Source organism: Dellaglioa sp. BT-FLS60 (genome assembly GCF_054941065.1).
This window is the reverse complement of record NZ_JBSOLI010000030.1, coordinates 97,910-115,596: the sequence shown is the minus strand read 5'-3', so window position 1 is coordinate 115,596 and position 17,687 is coordinate 97,910. Positions and strand designations below refer to the sequence as shown.

The 17,687-nt window shown below is 35.0% G+C and carries 20 protein-coding genes and 1 pseudogene; 2 read left to right on the top strand and 19 right to left on the bottom strand.

What is annotated here, in order from left to right:
- The 4 genes from ACVQ8P_RS03180 to ACVQ8P_RS03165 form a co-directional block, all read right to left on the bottom strand.
- Positions 1–651, bottom strand: coding sequence for a tetratricopeptide repeat protein (locus tag ACVQ8P_RS03180; RefSeq protein WP_462297448.1), 651 nt, complete (start codon positions 649–651; stop codon positions 1–3).
- A 9-nt stretch (positions 652–660) separates the two neighbouring features.
- Positions 661–1,317: a histidine phosphatase family protein gene (locus ACVQ8P_RS03175; protein WP_462297447.1), complete on the bottom strand. Its 657-nt coding sequence runs from the start codon at positions 1,315–1,317 to the stop codon at positions 661–663.
- A gap of 99 nt (positions 1,318–1,416) precedes the next feature.
- On the bottom strand, positions 1,417–2,556 hold the full coding sequence (mnmA, locus tag ACVQ8P_RS03170; RefSeq protein WP_462297446.1) for a tRNA 2-thiouridine(34) synthase MnmA: 1,140 nt from the start codon (positions 2,554–2,556) through the stop codon (positions 1,417–1,419).
- Between the two features lie 141 nt (positions 2,557–2,697).
- Positions 2,698–2,931, bottom strand: a complete 234-nt coding sequence (locus ACVQ8P_RS03165; protein ID WP_462297445.1) for a helix-turn-helix domain-containing protein — start codon at positions 2,929–2,931, stop codon at positions 2,698–2,700.
- A 233-nt stretch (positions 2,932–3,164) separates the two neighbouring features.
- Between ACVQ8P_RS03165 and ACVQ8P_RS03160 the strand changes: the two are divergent.
- Both ACVQ8P_RS03160 and ACVQ8P_RS03155 read left to right on the top strand, forming a co-directional pair.
- A pseudogene (locus tag ACVQ8P_RS03160) lies at positions 3,165–3,227 on the top strand (helix-turn-helix domain-containing protein); the annotation flags it as partial.
- Positions 3,228–3,326: 99 nt separating this feature from the next.
- Complete coding sequence (locus ACVQ8P_RS03155) at positions 3,327–3,710, top strand: S24 family peptidase (RefSeq protein WP_462297444.1); 384 nt, start codon at positions 3,327–3,329, stop codon at positions 3,708–3,710.
- A 104-nt stretch (positions 3,711–3,814) separates the two neighbouring features.
- Here the strand turns inward: ACVQ8P_RS03155 and ACVQ8P_RS03150 are convergent, their stop codons facing one another.
- From ACVQ8P_RS03150 to ftsA, 15 genes are all read right to left on the bottom strand, one after another.
- On the bottom strand, positions 3,815–4,414 hold the full coding sequence (locus ACVQ8P_RS03150; protein WP_462297443.1) for a DJ-1/PfpI family protein: 600 nt from the start codon (positions 4,412–4,414) through the stop codon (positions 3,815–3,817).
- A 150-nt stretch (positions 4,415–4,564) separates the two neighbouring features.
- Positions 4,565–4,906, bottom strand: a complete 342-nt coding sequence (locus tag ACVQ8P_RS03145; RefSeq protein ID WP_462297442.1) for a DUF1831 domain-containing protein — start codon at positions 4,904–4,906, stop codon at positions 4,565–4,567.
- Positions 4,907–4,919: 13 nt separating this feature from the next.
- Positions 4,920–6,068, bottom strand: coding sequence for a cysteine desulfurase family protein (locus ACVQ8P_RS03140; RefSeq protein ID WP_462297441.1), 1,149 nt, complete (start codon positions 6,066–6,068; stop codon positions 4,920–4,922).
- 19 nt (positions 6,069–6,087) lie between these two features.
- Positions 6,088–6,771, bottom strand: a complete 684-nt coding sequence (locus ACVQ8P_RS03135) for a 5'-methylthioadenosine/adenosylhomocysteine nucleosidase (protein WP_462297440.1) — start codon at positions 6,769–6,771, stop codon at positions 6,088–6,090.
- Positions 6,772–6,794: 23 nt separating this feature from the next.
- Complete coding sequence (locus ACVQ8P_RS03130) at positions 6,795–7,046, bottom strand: hypothetical protein (RefSeq protein ID WP_462297439.1); 252 nt, start codon at positions 7,044–7,046, stop codon at positions 6,795–6,797.
- Positions 7,039–7,599: an NUDIX domain-containing protein gene (locus tag ACVQ8P_RS03125; protein ID WP_462297438.1), complete on the bottom strand. Its 561-nt coding sequence runs from the start codon at positions 7,597–7,599 to the stop codon at positions 7,039–7,041. Before ACVQ8P_RS03125 ends, ACVQ8P_RS03130 begins: the two co-directional genes overlap by 8 nt.
- A 26-nt stretch (positions 7,600–7,625) precedes the next feature.
- The gene (locus ACVQ8P_RS03120; RefSeq protein WP_462297437.1) at positions 7,626–8,549 is read right to left on the bottom strand and encodes an alpha/beta hydrolase; all 924 of its coding nucleotides are present in this window, start codon (positions 8,547–8,549) and stop codon (positions 7,626–7,628) included.
- Positions 8,550–8,631: 82 nt separating this feature from the next.
- Entirely contained in the window at positions 8,632–9,606 is a 975-nt protein-coding gene (gene dapF / locus ACVQ8P_RS03115) for a diaminopimelate epimerase (RefSeq protein ID WP_462297436.1), read from the bottom strand.
- A 118-nt stretch (positions 9,607–9,724) separates the two neighbouring features.
- On the bottom strand, positions 9,725–12,508 hold the full coding sequence (ileS, locus tag ACVQ8P_RS03110; protein ID WP_462297435.1) for an isoleucine--tRNA ligase: 2,784 nt from the start codon (positions 12,506–12,508) through the stop codon (positions 9,725–9,727).
- Between the two features lie 281 nt (positions 12,509–12,789).
- Positions 12,790–13,485 (bottom strand): DivIVA domain-containing protein, encoded by a 696-nt coding sequence (locus ACVQ8P_RS03105; protein WP_462297434.1) that lies wholly within the window; start codon positions 13,483–13,485, stop codon positions 12,790–12,792.
- A 19-nt stretch (positions 13,486–13,504) separates the two neighbouring features.
- Positions 13,505–14,287, bottom strand: coding sequence for a YlmH family RNA-binding protein (locus ACVQ8P_RS03100; protein WP_462297433.1), 783 nt, complete (start codon positions 14,285–14,287; stop codon positions 13,505–13,507).
- Positions 14,288–14,291: 4 nt separating this feature from the next.
- The gene (locus ACVQ8P_RS03095) at positions 14,292–14,585 is read right to left on the bottom strand and encodes a YggT family protein (protein ID WP_462297432.1); all 294 of its coding nucleotides are present in this window, start codon (positions 14,583–14,585) and stop codon (positions 14,292–14,294) included.
- A gap of 21 nt (positions 14,586–14,606) precedes the next feature.
- Positions 14,607–15,023: a cell division protein SepF gene (locus ACVQ8P_RS03090; protein WP_462297431.1), complete on the bottom strand. Its 417-nt coding sequence runs from the start codon at positions 15,021–15,023 to the stop codon at positions 14,607–14,609.
- A 33-nt stretch (positions 15,024–15,056) separates the two neighbouring features.
- Positions 15,057–16,289 carry a cell division protein FtsZ gene (ftsZ, locus tag ACVQ8P_RS03085; RefSeq protein ID WP_462297430.1) on the bottom strand — a complete coding sequence of 411 codons (1,233 nt, stop codon included), beginning with the start codon at positions 16,287–16,289 and terminating at the stop codon, positions 15,057–15,059.
- Between the two features lie 17 nt (positions 16,290–16,306).
- Positions 16,307–17,623 carry a cell division protein FtsA gene (ftsA, locus tag ACVQ8P_RS03080; RefSeq protein ID WP_462297429.1) on the bottom strand — a complete coding sequence of 439 codons (1,317 nt, stop codon included), beginning with the start codon at positions 17,621–17,623 and terminating at the stop codon, positions 16,307–16,309.
- Between the last annotated feature and the right edge of the window lie 64 nt (positions 17,624–17,687).

The window sequence follows — 17,687 nt, the reverse complement described above, 5'->3', positions numbered from 1 at the left end:
TTATTTATCACGTAATTTTATAAAGGCTTCTATTTCACTTAAGCGTTGTTTTTGAGCAGCAAAATAGGCTTGATCTGAAGCTTTAGCAAGTTCAAAATAGGGCTCAAATTCAAGGCCTAAAACCATATTGGCAAGACCTCGTTGAAAGTTAGCTTTTGCCTGATGCGCATCTACTTCAAGCACTAAATCGTAGTAGCGTGCCGCATTTTCAAATTGACCTAATGCCAAGAAAATATCCCCAATTAATTCATTGGTATCCGGATTTTTAGGAGTTATTTCTTGCGCCGTAATAGCGAACGCCAAGGCTTGTTGATACTGTTCTTGCGCCATATATGATTGAGCAAGCATTAAAAAGGCGTTTTCTTTCATTGCTTGATTTGTTATTTTTTGAAACGATTGAATGGCTTCAGAATAAAGCTCCGCCTCATAAAAGACATTACCAAGGCCGTATTGCAATAAATCACTTTGCCCATCAAAATGTGAGAGTGCTTTTTTATACAATTCTTCGGCCTGAGGGTAATCTTTTAATTTTGTTAAATAACTGCCTAGTTCATAATAGGCCTGTTGATTATCTGGCTCTTGTTCAACCTTTTCAACCAATTGATGAATTAGCTGTTTTGATTCTGCTTCTTTTTCTGCTCTCTTACTCATTGTTACTCCTTAAACGACATCACTTTCGTCGCGCTCTCTGTCTAAATAACTCGTATCATTCCATTTAATTAAGTTAAACTCAGTACCATTTTTAGTTTCTAAAATAGTGGTGCTGGTATTCGATAAACCACCATGTTTACGTAAGTCTTTTAAAGGAACCCCTAATAAAGTTTGAATCAAGGCCCCAAGCGCAGCTCCATGACTCACAATCAAGATATTCGCATCCACATTATTTTGTGCCACAATTTTTTTAATGGTTGGCACCATTCGTGCTAATAAAGTTTCAAAAGTTTCACCATTAATATTTTTAGGATCATATTTATCTGGGTGGTTACGGAAGGCATCAAGCTCTGCTGGGTATTTGACCGCCACATCAGTAAACGCCATCCCTTCCATCTTGCCTAAATGGAATTCTTCTAAATGTGCATCTAAAACGACGCTTAATCCTTGATTCAGTCCAGCATTAAGCAAATCTGCGGTATCTTTGGCCCGTTTGATGGGACTTGAATATATCGCAGCAAATTGCGTTGTTTTAAGCGCGGTAATCAGTTGTTGAATTTCAGTATAACTTTGCTTCAATAATGGTGAATCACCATTTGCACCTTGATATCTGCCTTCAAGATTCCATTCTGTTTTACCATGTCGAATAAAATATAGTTTAACCATCAGTCAATAGACCCCTTCGTTTTTCATCTCTATTATATTATGCCACAAAAATAAAAAGGCACCAACAAAACATTTGTTTTGTTGATACCTTCATTAATTTTAAACGTATTGTAATTGTTTTGAACCTTCATTTGAACTTTTAAATGCAGCATCAATGATACCACTACCTAAGCATTCTGCGCCGTCATAGAAGACAACAGCTTGTCCAGGTGTAATGGCACGTACTGGATCGTCAAAAGTAACGGTCGCTTCTGTATGCGCGTCATTTAAATGAACGGTTACGCCGACATCTGTCTGACGATATCTGAATTTAGCAGTGATATGGAAATCATTACCAAAACGATCAATGGGTGAAATGAAACTTAACTCTGAAGCTTCAAGATAATCTGCGTAAAGCAAATCATTATGGTAGCCTTGACCCACCATCAATGTATTCGTTGCTAAATCTTTCCCAACAACGAACCAAGGATCGTTACCTTCACCTGTACCACCAATACCAAGACCTTTACGTTGACCAATAGTGTAGTTCATTAGGCCGTAGTGCTCGCCCATTTTAACACCGTCAACTGTCATCATATTACCTGGTTGTGCAGGTAAATATTCGCCAAGGAACTTCGTAAAGTTACGTTCACCGATGAAACAAATACCGGTTGAATCTTTCTTCTTTGCAGTTGAAAGACCTGCTTCTTCAGCAATTCGTCTCACTTCTGGTTTTTCAATGTTTCCGATTGGGAACATTACTTTTTGAATTTGTTCTTGTGATAATTGGCTTAAGAAATAAGTTTGGTCCTTGTTGCTATCATCACCACGTAACATATGCATAATCCCGTCAGCATCTTGCTCAACTTGTGCATAATGTCCCATTGCAATGTAATCAGCGTCAAGTTCCATTGCATAGTCAAAGAATGCTTTGAACTTAATTTCTTTGTTACACATCACATCAGGGTTCGGTGTCCGACCCTTTTTATATTCATCCAAGAAATAAGTGAAGACACGGTCCCAATATTCCTTTTCAAAATTAACGGAATAATAAGGAATTCCGATTTTGTTGGCTACTTTAGCAACATCTTTGTAATCTTCCGTTGCCGTACAGACACCCATTTCATCCGTATCGTCCCAGTTTTTCATGAAGACACCGACAACATCATAACCTTGTTGCTTTAATAAATAAGCCACAACTGACGAATCGACACCACCACTCATCCCAACAACGACACGAGTTTTACTATTATCTGGCATACTATCACCATCATTTCAATTAGATTCTGAAAAAATCTACGATTTGAAGGTCGCACTATTTCAGTAAATACTATTATACCAATAATTTGAACTAATACAAGCCTAGCGTGTCGTAAAAGGTTGATTCATTTATTGCATCCATTAATTTTTTATTTTATTCTGACTTACTTTAAAATCTACCTCTTTACCTAAAAATACATAATCTGCTGAAATTCCATATAGTTTTTCTATTTTAATTAATAAATTCATTGGAATATTTGAACTATCTTTTTCATAATTCACTAATAATGTTGCATCTATATCTAAAATTTCCGATAGTTCTTCAACTGTACAACCTATATGTCTGCGTAAGTCACCTAGAGTCATTTGAAACATTTCATTTCCTCCATTAAATTAGCAACGCACTAATATATGTATTAAATCGTAATTCATCATCAATCAACCATTTATTGAAAAGTTCGAATTAAGTAGGTTATAATAACAAGAACAAAGAAAGCAAGAAGGAGATGTCCTATGGCAAGAGGTGAATTAACGCCACGAGAGATTGAAACACGACAGATTATTTCTAATAATATCAATAATCTATTATCTAAAAAAATAAAAAACAAATAGATATTTCCAATTCTACAAAAATACCAAAAAGTACCTTAACGGGGTATGTTAAAGGTACTTCTACACCAACACCCGGTAATATTCAAAAAATCGCTGACTTTTTCAATGTTCCAAAATCTTTTATTGATCCACGTTTCGCAAACATCAAAAATGATACATTGAATATTATTCGCATTCCTGTCATTAATCAAGGCCCTTTTAATGGCCCAATTATTTCAGATACAAATATATCCAATTATATTAGCGAAACCGCTGAATCGATTCCTACAGACAATTTATTCTATTTAAAAGCTGATGATGAATCTATGGCACCAACTATTCCAATGAATAGTGTCATATTAATACATATGCAATCAACCATTGAAGATGGTGAGATTGCCGCTATATTAGTTAATTCTGATTCAAAAATCATTTTAAAACGAGCTAAATACCAAAAAGATACTTTAAATTTACTATCTGATAATCCTGCCTTTGATCCAATTATTCTTGATAATTCGGCTAAAATTTTGGGTAAAGCAATAATGTTAAAAGTTCAGTTATAATTCATTTTTATCTAACTCATAAATTTTCAAATATAATAACTATCAGGTCACAACATTTAAGATACAACAACGCCTTGACATAATTCTGAGCCTTAACTAATATTTTACGCACTAAATCCCATTATATTTTTGATGTATTTTGCATTTTCATAAGTTGTTAATTTTTCAAGTAACAAAAAAGCAGCCTTAAAAGCTGTTCCAGGATTAACAGACGCAATAACTTTTCCCTTTGTCTGTTTGATAACGTTGTATTGCGGCAGACTGTCTCTGAAACCACTCAATTGCTTAAAACCTAAACTAGTTGGATAAATATAGGATGTGACTGTTTTACCTTTAAGGATGTTGGCCCGTTCAAACGATAAATCGCCATAACAAACAGTAACAGTCGTTATTATTTTATTATGTTCATTAAAATAATTAATGGTCTTAGTAACCTCATCTCTAAAAACATCATCATAAAAATGAGATTCCTCAAAACCACCGGGAATAACCAGCGCATCAAATGTATCTAACTCAATTTCATGCAACTGATATTCAGGTTTTACTTGCATATTCCATGTACTTTTTACAATTGGATGCAAGCCCACTGTCACAAGCTCAGTTGAATGGTCTCCTTCCATCATATTCCAGCCCATCACATCGGTAAAAACGCCAGCTTCAATTGCTTCAAACCCATTTGGCAACAATAACATTATCTTACTCATGGTTAAATCCCCTCCTTGTTAAAATTATTATATACGAATTAATTCGTACTGTAAACGTTTTTCCTGAGATTACAAAAAAAGCCTACTCATTTTTTGATTAAAATGAGTAGGCTTTTTAATTATTGATTCTATTAATTATTAATAATGCGATTAGTTTTTCTTCAAGACATCCCGATCAATCAGCTGTCCAATCACATAATTAAATTGTTCAGTTTCAGATTTTTTATCTTCATCTTTAAAAATATTAACTGCTTTAAGTCCGTTCGCTGTTGTCGTTGACATTTTGAACCCACTTAAAGATTTATCAACAATAATTTTAACTTTAATTCCTTGATTAAAAGGTGAATTAGGATCTAAAGATCTCTCCAATTGAAAATTGCCTGCTTTAGTTTCTGCAAACCCTAAATCTCTTAATGTGTATTTTTTTACATTAAGACTTAACTCATAAGTTGCTGTGTCTCCCAAAAGTTGAACGCTTTTTTCAAATGCCATAATGAACGACCTCCTATTTTTTTAACCGATTAACGATTCTAGTAAGTTGACTGACAAACAGATCAATTTCTTCAGCCGTATTGTCTTTTCCGAAGCTCAAACGGATAGATTCAGCCACTCGTGGGCTTTTTTCACCATACATGGCTATTAACACATGAGAAGGTTCCAAATTACCCGCAGTACATGCAGAACCACCAGAGACGGCAACACCAGCCAAATCCAAACGGGTTTGTAGGACTTCGGTTTGAACGCCTTTAATCCAGATATTAAAGACATGTTGTAAGTTATCATCCGAAAGTAACCCATTAATTTCAAAATCAATCTGATTAGCATGTAAGCCTGCTATAATTTGTTGCTTAAATCCCTGATATTTCACTTGACGTGCTTTTTTCTCATCATCAGAAACCAATGACACTGCTTTAGCGAAACCTGCGATGGCTGGTACATTTTCTGTCCCCGCACGTCTTTTATCTTCTTGCTCTCCACCTTTAACAAATGATGGGAAAAAGACTGATTCTCGTTTATACAAGAAACCCAAAAACTTCGGACCATTCAATTTATGCGCTGATGTTGATAACAGATCGATATGATCTGCATTAACATCGATATCCAATAGACCATATGCTTGAACTGCATCCGTATGGAACCAAGCTTGATGATCTTTCAAAATCTCACCAATTTCATGAATCGGCATGTGACTCCCCGTTTCATTGTTTCCCATCATAATTGACACTAAAATCGTATCATCCCTTAAAGCATTTTTAAAATCTTCCAGATTAATAACACCATCTTCATTAACTGGTAGATAAGTAACTTCAAAGCCAATGGATTCTAAATACTGCATCGATTTTAAAATAGCCTGATGTTCTACTGCTGTCGTAATTAAATGCTTTCCAAGTGATTTTCTTTGAATTGCGGTCTGCATAATAGCCGTATTATCACTCTCGGTTCCACCACTTGTAAAAATAATTTCTGAGTCCTTGGCATGAATACTGTCAGCAATAACTTGTCGACTATCGTCAAGCACCATTCGTGCCGAACGTCCAAATTGGTGAGGACTTGAGGCATTTCCAAAAGTATTCTTCATAACATCTGTCATGACTTCAATGACTTCACTAGCCATTGGTGTAGTTGCTGCGTTATCTAAGTATATTCCTGACATTAATTTTCTTTGGTCTCCTTTAATTTAATAGGGATAAAATCATTTGAGCTGATTTTTGGCCAGCTTCAATAATAAACTCGTCAAATGTTTGACCAGCTTCTTGGTCGGCAACATCTGACATGGCTCTCACAATGGCAAATGGCACGCCAAATTGATAGGCTGCCTGACCAACTGCTGCACTTTCCATTTCACTGCAAAGCGCATCTGGGAAATGATTAAGGATGACGTCTGTTTGTTTCTGACTAGCAATAAATTGGTCCCCTGACACAATAAGACCTGGTTTGATAACCAAATCATTATCTTGCGCTGCTTTTTGAATGGCAGCATTTAAACTTGTATCTGCCAAGAACTTAGTTGGTTGCTGTGGTAACTGGCCAATTTCGTATCCGAATGCAGTTGCATCAACGTCGTGATAAGCAACCTCCGTCGCTAAAACAACGTCACCAATCTTAAGGCCTTGGCCAATCCCACCAGCTGAACCAGAATTAATCACTGCTGTTACACCGAATTCGGCAATTAAAAGTGCAGTTGTCATTCCTGCTTGAACCTTACCAATACCTGATCTCACCAAAACAACGTCATTTTTGTTAATTTGGCCAGTATAAAAAGCAATCCCACCAATTTCTTTATCTGTTCGATTTTCTAAATGACTCCTAAGTGAAATAATTTCTTCTTCCATTGCGCATAAAATACCATATATCATTATTCATGACCTCCGTTTTATATTTAGGGTAAAAAGAATAAAATTAAAAACACAATCACAATTGCGACTACTAGAATACCAATGGTCCAATTCAAAGCGCGATTTAATCGATTCTTTTTAGGTGTTTCATTTGGTTGTTCTGTGAAAGAGCTTCTTGTAGGATACTCATCCTGTTCTTCAACCCGTTGTCGTTCTTTCTGACGAGATTCAGGCTCATTCTCTAATTCTTGTAATCTTTGGTACTCACTTCTTGATAATTTTGTTTCATCATCCATGTCTCTCACCTTTTAATCGTTCGATTTCCCAATGGGCAACCGCTAAAATAGTTTTAACATCTGTGATTTCACCAGATTTAATCTTAAACTGAACCTCATCAAACGTCAACTCAATCAAATTTAAAAATTCATCAGTATCTTGCGGTAGCTCAGTCTCCACAGGTTCCAAACCAGTTGCGTTAAATAACGTTAAATACTCATCAGCAAAGCCTAATGCAGAATGGAATCCATAAATTTTAGTTAACTGTTTTGCTTTATAGCGGGTTTCTTCATTAAGTTCACGTGTCGCTGTCTCAATTAAGTCATGATCAGCACTATCAATTTTACCAGCTGGAATTTCTAAGGATGTTTTTCTAATGGGTGCTCGCCATTGATTAACTAAAACAATCTTGTCTTCATCCGTTACCGCCAGCACACCAATAGCGCCATGATGATGCACGATTTCTCTATGCGATTGTTCACCATTAGGTAACGCAACTGTTTCATTGACAACTTCTATGACATGGCCTTTAAAAATTGAATCTTCAGCTAAAACTTTTTCTTCTAAATTCATTTAATTACCTCGTCATCTTACTTTATTTAGTTAAAATATTGCTTTAAAAAATGGGTTACTTTCTTTTGGTACCCAACATTATCTTTGGTAAACGAAGCACCATGTTTTGCACCTGGCACAACAAAGATTTCTTTAGGTCCTTTTGTTGCCGCAAAATTTTTGTAAACCATCTCAGTTGGCACAAAAGTATCCGCACCACCATGAATAAATAACACTGGTAACTTATTCTTGTGTAATTGCTTAATTGAACTTGCTTCATAAAATGAGTAACCAGCCTTCACTTTAGAGATGAGACTAGCAACTGGAATGATTGGAATTTTAGGCAAATGATACATCTGTTTTAACTGATAAGTCAGCTCATCAGCCACACTTGTATAGCCACAATCTTCAATAATAGCCTTCACTTGTGTTGGTAACTTCTTCTCACCACTCAACATCATGACCGTAGCGCCACCCATACTAATCCCAAATAAAGTGATTTTTGCATTTTTACCTTGATAATCAACCACTTTGTTAAGCCACTGTAAATTATCTTTTCTTTCTAACCAACCGTAACCAATATACTTACCTTGGCTTTGACCGTGTGCCCTAGCATCTGGCGCGATAACGTTATATCCCAGATCATGATAAAAATGGATAAATCGGACCATTCCCTCTTTATTGCTCATGAAGCCATGTGCCACAAAGACCGTTTTTTCCGTTGTTTTGTCCGCTGGCACATAAATTGCTTTAAGTTTTAAATGATCTTTGGACGTGATTTCCCAATTTAGCTTTTTAACTTGTTTTAACCATGCATTTTCTTTCTTCACTTCGGCACTGATTGGTTCAGGCTTAATAAATCCTTTAGTGGTCGGTGTTTCAGCATAATTAAACAAATAGTAACTGATTCCAAAAATCACAAGACCAATTATTAAAAGTGCCATACAAATTCCGATAAGCCATTTTTTCATTCATTTTCCCCAAGCGTTTCCTTTTATTTTAAATTAAAAAAAGGATAAAAGACAGTCATTTATGCCCCTTATCCTAATTAAATTATACGATACTTGCGATAAAATCTAAATAAGCATCTTGTTCATTCGTTGGAACCCATTCTGCATTAGAAAAATCACCAATCATGGCAGCATCTAAATCAACCGTCACATTAGCAACATTAGTTGCGTTCCCAATTAAAGACATCCAATAATTGCCTTGCTCCGTTTGATGCACAATCGTTTTAACCATTCCACCAGGATTTTTAACCTTTATTTCAGTTTCAAAAGGCACTTGGTCATGACTCAATAACACAAACATTAAACTTGAAGCAGACATGGCTGTCCCACAAGCATTTGTGAAACCAACCCCACGTTCATAGGTTCTAACAAAAATAGAATTACTCGTTAATTTTTCAACAAAACTGACATTGACGCCATCAGGGAAATAAGGATTCTCACCATTTAAATAAGTGGCAATTCTTCCAAGTTCTGGGCCTTCCAATGTTTCATGATCAACAAACGTAATTAAATGTGGATTAGGCACCGAAACAGCTGAAAATTTTAACGTCTTTGAAAATTCAGGCACAATTTCATTAATCAACGTTTCTCGGTTCAAAAATAGTGGTAATGTTTCTGCCGCAAAACTAACGGGTGAGATTTCCACGTTGTACGCAGCGACGTCTGACTTCAAGTTTGGTGCTTTCTTAACCTTTAAATCAGCGTGCATCGTCTCAACTTTAAATTCTGTTTTTCCAAATTGATTTTCTAAATAACGGCCAACCGTTCTCAAGCCATTCCCACACATGCTTGCTTCTGTCCCGTCAGCATTAATCACTCTCATTTGGCCTAAAACATCAGTATGCGCTGATTTATTAACAACTAAAATACCATCTGAACCACCATGTAGACCAGAATTTCGGTCACACATTTTAATGGCTAAATTTTTTAATGCTTCATCAGATAAAGGGTTCTCTAATTTCGTTTGATCTAAAAGAAAAAAATCGTTTTCTGATCCATGTACTTTTATTAATTGCACATTAAACACCTGCTCTCACTGTCATTGTATAGCCTATATCTTACCCTATATTTTAAAATTTGTAATCATTTTAGCTCAAAAAAAAGAATAACTTGACGTTATTCCCCTTTTGACTTATTTAATTTTCAAAACCTTCTGTAACTGCTTCTGGATAACTTGCTTTAACAATTGTTGTACAACGATGACAAAGTGTTGGTAATTCAGGATCCTCACCAACATCTGTTTTAACCATACGACATCTTTGACAAACTTCCCCAGTTGCAACTTCAACTTTAACAGCTAAGCCATCAAATTTAGTAGCATCCTCTGGTGCATCATCAAATGATAGAATATCCAAAGCAGACACAATCAATTGTTGACGAACATCTGTATCGAGTGCATCAAGTAATGCTTTGTCAGAATCAGTCACATATAAACTAACCTTTGCTTCGAATGATTTACCAATTAACTTCGCATCACGCGCATCCTCTAAAGATTTTAAGACATATGAACGAATCTTCATAAAGGCTTGCCAATTTTCAACAATTTTAATTTCACCATCAAAATGTGACACTTCTGGCATTTCACTTAATTGAACATAGTCTTCTGGTTCTTTCAAATAGTCCCAAACTTCTTCAGTTGTATGTGGCAAGATAGGTGTTAACAACTTCGCCATTGTCATCACAATCTGATAAAGAACTGTTTGCATTGAACGTCTTTCAAAACTATCTTCAGCTTCGATATAGACAATATCTTTTGCAATATCCAAATAGAAAGCTGATAGTTCATTTGAAATAAATGTAATGACTTTTTTATAGATTGCTAAGAAATCATATTCTGCATAATCATCTAAAACTTCTTTTGAAAAGGCATTTAATTTAATTAACATATATTTATCTGCAGATGCTAAATCATCAAACGCAACGGCATTTTTACTTGGTTCAAAATCAGTTGTATTAGCCAAGATGAATTTAAATGTATTTCTAATCTTACGATATGTTTCAGAAACTTGTTTTAAAATGTCCATTGAAACAGCGACATCTGAAGATGTATCTGCAGATGCTGTCCATAAACGGATAATTTCAGCCCCTGATTGTTTGATAACTTTGCTTGGTAAAATAATGTTACCAAGTGATTTACTCATTTTATGGCCTTTATCATCAAGTACAAAACCTTGTGACATCAATTGTTTGTATGGCGCAATCCCATTGGTTGCAACAGATGTAATAATACTTGAATTGAACCAACCACGATATTGATCTGAACCTTCCATATATAAATCTGCAGGATACGTTAAGTTATCACGTTTTCCTAACACACCTCGATGTGAAGATCCTGAATCAAACCAAACATCCATAATATCTTCTTCCTTGGTGAAACCACCGTTAGGACTATGTTCACTTGTAAATCCTTCAGGAAGTAATGCTTTAGCATCATGCTTGAACCAGATATTTGATCCATGCTCTTCAAATAATTGTGCCACATGTTCAATCGTTTCTGGTGTAATAATAGGTGTGCCATCTTCTGCGTAGAAGATAGGTAATGGGACACCCCAAGCACGTTGACGTGAGATTACCCAATCGCCACGGTCTCTAATCATGTTGTAAAGACGGACTTTACCCCATTCATTTTTGAAATCAACTTTATCAATTTCTTTTAAAATATCATCACGGAACATTTCAACAGATGCAAACCATTGTGCTGTTGCACGGAAAACAACTGGTTTCTTTGTACGCCAATCATGTGGATAACTATGCGTAAAGAATGATAATTTAAGTAAATGACCATTTTCTTTCAATTGGTCTGTCACTAATGGATTAGCTTTGTCATAGAAGATACCTTCAAACCCAGGAGCCTCTTCATTCATAACACCTTTTTCGTCCAAAACAGACACAACAGGTAATTTGTATTTTTGTCCAGCAATAAAATCATCTTCACCATGTCCTGGAGCTGTATGCACAAGACCAGTACCAGAATCTAAAGTAACATGGTAACCAAGAATAACTAATGATGTCCGGTCATATAATGGATGTTGAACTGTCATGTATTCCATATCGCGACCAGAAAATTCTTTTAAGACAGCAACATTTTCCCAATCAAATTCTTCTTTTAAAACACTCAAACGTTCTTCAGCAACAACATATTTTGTGCCATCTGCATCAATTTGAATATATTTATAATCAGGATGTACAGCGACACCATAATTAGCTGGGATTGTCCATGGTGTGGTTGTCCAGATAATCATTTTTGTATCAGTATCTAAAATATCTTTGCCATCAACGACATCAAATGTAATATACATTGATGGTGATTTAATATCTTGATATTCGATTTCTGCTTCAGCCAAGGCTGATTCTGATGATGGTGACCAATAAATTGGTTTTTTACCTTTATAGATATAGCCTTTTTGAGCCATTTCACCAAACATTCTGACTTCTTCAGCTTCAAATTCAGGTTGTAACGTCATGTATGGGTTGTCCCATTCAGCTGCTACTCCTAAACGTTTAAAGTCTTCACGTTGTAAATTAACTTGTTCTAAAGCATATTTTTCACAAAGTTCACGAAATGCAGCTTTTGACATTTTTTTACGATCGACACCTTGTTTAACCAATTGTTGTTCGATTGGTAGCCCATGAGTATCCCAACCAGGAACATAGGGTGCTCTGAACCCCATCATTGATTTTGAGCGAACAATGATATCTTTTGTAATTTTATTCAAAGCATGTCCCATATGAATATTTCCATTAGCATATGGAGGACCATCATGTAAAACAAAGCTTGGTTTGTTCTCATTCAATTTTTGGCGTAATTCATAAACATTATCATCATTCCATGCCTCTTGTCGTTCAACCTCTTTAACGGGCAAGTTTCCACGCATTGGAAATTCTGTTTTACCTAAGTTTAAGGTTTCTTTCATTTTCATAGTATGAACTCCTTTTAAAAGTTATTTTATTTCATTATACAAAAAAAAGACTCCGTTACAAGGGACGAAGTCTTCGTGTTACCACCCAAATTTAGAAATACGACTTCATAGAAGCCCTATTTCACTCAACCATCGTGGTAACGGAGATGAATCCGATTAAACTTACTTATTATTTCAGTTTAATTTAACTCATTGAGAGGATAAATTATATAACAGTGATTATCGATCTTACACTATCATCGATTCGCTAAGAATATATCATATAATTATTGTTCTCAAATCTAGTTGTTATCTGGGAAGATAACCATTGTATCTTGATCATTTTTTTCAGAAATTTTATTGTCATCTGATTCAGCAATAATTTCAGTAACAACGACATCATCATTATTAACTGTTTCTTTAATTTCTTTGGCTTCACGTTTTTCTTTATCTTCTTCACGTTTTAAAACGTCTTGAATTTCAGAATACGTACTTGTTTCGCCTTGTTTTAAAATTTCATCCCAATCAGAACTTTTAACAACTTCTAATTGTGATTCCATCATAACTTTGAGACGTTGACGGAAGATACGTGCTTGTTTCTTCAAGTCATCCGTTTCAACAGCTAATTTTTTAGCTTTTTCTGAAGCCATATCAATAATATGTTTAGCCTTTTCGTTGGCTTCATCAATAATATCATGACCTTGTTTTTGTGATTCTTTGTTAATAATTTCAGATTCACGTTTAGCATTAATCTTAACACGGTCTGCAGCTTCTTGGGCAACAATAATTGATTGGTTTAATGAATCTTTCAAATCATTAAAGTATTCCAATTTTTCATTACTCGTTTTAACTTCATCAGTTAAATTTTCGTTTTCTTTCAAAGTTAGTTCGTAATCTTTAATAATTTTGTCAAGAAAATCATTAACTTGATCTTGATCATAACCTCTTAATTTTACGTTAAATTCCTTATTGTGAATATCTAATGGACTTAAAGTCATTTTGCACGTCCTTCAAAATTTATTTTTTTAATACTGATAACTCTAATTTATATTTATCTTTTCTAGTCTTACCTGCAATGAAATCTAATTTAATTCGACCGAATCCACGAATTGATAGAACATCAAACTCTGCCAATTCATAATCAGGCTTATCAATAACTTGCCAATTCAAACTCACTTTTTCAGAATTAACTAAGTTTTTAGCATTTTGTCGTGACATATTATAAACAGCTGAAATAACTGAATCAATTCGCAATGATGCAACCAATTCGGATTGTGATTGCCATTCATCTATGACAGTAACGATTTGAGAAAAATGAATTTCTTCAAGAGAAACTTTAATTTTACCAATGCGATCAATTTGATTTATCAAATAATCTGCCATTTTTTTCTCAACAACAACCTGCCATTGCTGGCCATCCGTTAAAATATCTCCAATAACTTCTCTATCCAATCCTGCATTAGCCAATGTACCCAAAATTTGACCATGCTTCAGCGTCGCAAATTTGACTGGATATTTGATTTCAATGAGTTGTAAATCAAAATCACTATCCTGAACATCAAAATATGCTGGATAAAAAAGCAATCTTTGTCGCTCAGCATTTTCGGTACCACCAAACAATTTCATACTAATTTCATCATTTTGACCTAATAGATAAGTTGCTATATGAGCTTCTCTAGGATTTAAAAAATGTGTTAAAACAGCTCTATATTCTGATTTGGCTTGTTCAATATAATCCGACAATGTATCAATAATGTCTTTTTCATCAGCTCTAAAATGTTGGTAAATGATGTCATTCATATTACTACCCTCCAATTAAAGGAGAAATTAACGTATTTAAAAGTCCCATAATACCATTTTGAATAAAACCTAATGCAATAATCGCGATAATTGGTGAAAAACTAATACCACCAATTGCCGGAATAAAGCGATCAAAAAATGCAAGATAAGGCTGACAAATTCTACTTAAGAAATGACCAACTGGTGTATTATACGCACCCGGAAACCATGACATTAAAACATAAACAAAGAGTGCCAGCTCATAAGCATTGAACGCCCATCTAATGACCCTAGCCAGAAGTAGAATTAATTCAATCATAGATACACCTCGATTTTTCTTTTATTCGAATGTTTCAAAAATATTATCCGCCATGTTTCCTTCAACAATAAATGAGTTCGGCGTACAGAGAAAAATATTATCTCCAATTCTTTGAATTGTTCCATTAACAGCAAAGACGGTTCCAGACAAAAAATCAACAATGCGTTTAGATTGAACATCATCCATCTTTTGAAAATTGACAACAATTGCTTGATTTTGTAACAAATGCGTTGCCATATCTTTAACGTCAGAATAAATTCTAGGTTCAAATAAATTAATTTTTTGTGGCTGGCTATGCTTACCATTGATTGAAACAACCTTATTACTTTTATTCAATGACGAAGTCTGCATAGACTCTTCAGCTTGATAACCATCATTTTCAAAATCATCATCATCTTCTGCTAGTCCAAAAAAACGACCAATTTTTTCAAAAGCCATAATAACTGTACCCTCCCCACTGATTCAATTTACTTAATCTTTACGACGTCTTCTGAAAAATGGTGGTGTACTTAAACTGTCATCATTACCGGCTGATTCTTCATCATTACTGATATCATTTTTAAAGACATCAAAGCTTGGCTTTTCAACATTGTCAAACTCTGTTGATTTCTTTTCTTCAGGTTTACTTGATGAATGCATAATATCCCAATCATCAAAACGATCTTCTTGTTTTTCAGTTGGTGTTGCTTTAGGCGCATCAGTTCTTGGTAATGTTCGTGTATGAACGGTTGCTTTTTTTTCTTCTTTAACATCATCAATACCAGTTGCAATCACTGTTACAACAATTTCATCGCCTAAATCTTCATTGATTGATGTTCCAAAAATAATATTAATTTCATCAGATGCTGCTTGTGAAATGATTTCAGAAGCTTCTTGCGCTTCAAAAAGACTCATGTCAGCACCACCAGTAATATTTAATAACACTTGTTTTGCACCATCAATTGAAACTTCTAATAATGGTGAAGAAATTGCTTTTTTCGTTGCTTCAGCAGTTCTATTTTCACCAGTAGCAGAACCAATTCCCATCAATGCAGTCCCTTGATCAGCCATCACTGTTTTAACATCGGCAAAATCCAAGTTAATTAAACCAGGTGATGTAATTAATTCAGAAATACCTTGAACACCTTGACGTAAAACATTATCTGTTTCTTGGAATGCTTCAAGCATTGGTGTCTTCTTGTCAATAATTTCAAGTAAACGGTTGTTAGCAATAACAACTAATGTATCGACTTGATCTCGAAGATTGGCAATTCCCTCAGCAGCAAAACGACTACGTTTTGGTCCTTCAAATGTAAATGGACGTGTTACGATACCCACTGTTAAAATGCCTTGATCTTTAGCAATCTTAGCGACAACAGGAGCAGCACCGGTACCGGTACCACCACCCATTCCAGCAGTAACAAAGATCATATCTGCGCCGTCAATTGCTTCAGTGATTGCTTCTTCACTTTCTTGTGCAGCTTTACTTCCAATATCTGGCGTTGCACCAGCTCCTAAACCACGAGTTAATTTAGGTCCTAATTGAATTTTAACTTCTGCTTTTGAACTTTCTAATGCTTGAACATCAGTATTCAATGCAATAAATTCAACACCTGAAACGTTTTCGTCAATCATGCGATTAACAGCATTACCACCAGCGCCACCGACACCAATTACTTTGATTACTGCGCCTTTATCTTCACTTGAGTCCAAAGAAAATTCCATTACTTACTTCCTCCTGTTTAATCGAAGAACCCATTAAAAAAGTTTTTAACTGATTCTAAGGTATCCCCCGATGTTTTTGGTTTTCTAGTTTTTTTAACTTTACTTTTTGCTTCTTGCTTTTTAAATTTGTCACTGTCTGGTTCGACAACATTATAATTTGCTTGATCAATATCAAGTCCCATTGCACTCTTTGTTAACAATGTGACTTCATCTTGCCCAACCGCATAATTAATCAAGCCTAAAGCTTGAGCAAACGAAGGATATCGTAGTCCCATTTGGTCTGGAACATAGGTTTTGACTTGAACTTGTAAAATCTCAGATGCAAGTTCTGCAATGCCTGGTAAAGCTGCAAGACCACCAGTCAGAATAACACCGCCTGGTAAATCCAATGCCTTGATAGCATCCAATGAATTTTTTATTTTACTCAAAATTTGAGAAATTCTTGCTTCAATAATCTCCGATAAATATTTTTCAGAGATATTAATTGGTTCACTTTGACCAACAACATCAACTGGAAAAACATCCTCTTCTGAAGCTAATTCAGAATTGGCAAAGCCATAATTACGTTTCAATTTTTCAGCATTTTCGACAGAGGTATTAAGGACCACAGAAATATCTTTCGTGACAAAATCGCCACCTTCTTGATCTACATATGTAAATTTCAACTTATGATCGTGAATCACAGAAGCAGTCGTTTGACCCCCACCAAGATCAATAAGTACGGTACCAAAATCTCTTTCACCATCTGACATCGCAACTGATGCAAGTGCCAATGGATTTACGATTGTTTCTCTAATTGTTAATCCAGCGTTTTCAACACATTTTTTCAAATTATGAATAATTGTTTTAGGCCCTGTATAAACGGACCCATGCATTTCTAATCTGACACCAATCATACCGCGTGGATCTTTAATGCCATCAAAACCATCAACAACGAATTCATCGGCAATGATATCGATCATATCTCTTTCAGGTGGTAAATTTTGAACTAATGCTGCACTTGCAACATTTATAACGTCTTCATTTGTAATTTCTTTTGATTCATCTGAAACGGCAATCATACCGTTACAAGGAATAATTTGTAATAAATTAGCAGGAATGCCAACATGTACTTCACTAATTTGAATATTTGCTTTTTCTTCAGCTTGTTTAATCGCTTTTTGGACTGAAACAACTGCTTTATCAATATCGACTATAATGCCTCTATTTAAGCCTGCTGAACGTTCATTACCGATACCAATTACATTCAACTGGCCGTTAACATATTCAGACACGATAACTTTAATTGATGTTGTTCCAATATCCAACCCAACATATATACCTGCTTCACTCATTTGAAAAAGAACCTCCCTTACAGTATAATTTTTAATATTATTTTTTATAAGATATAGTACTCAT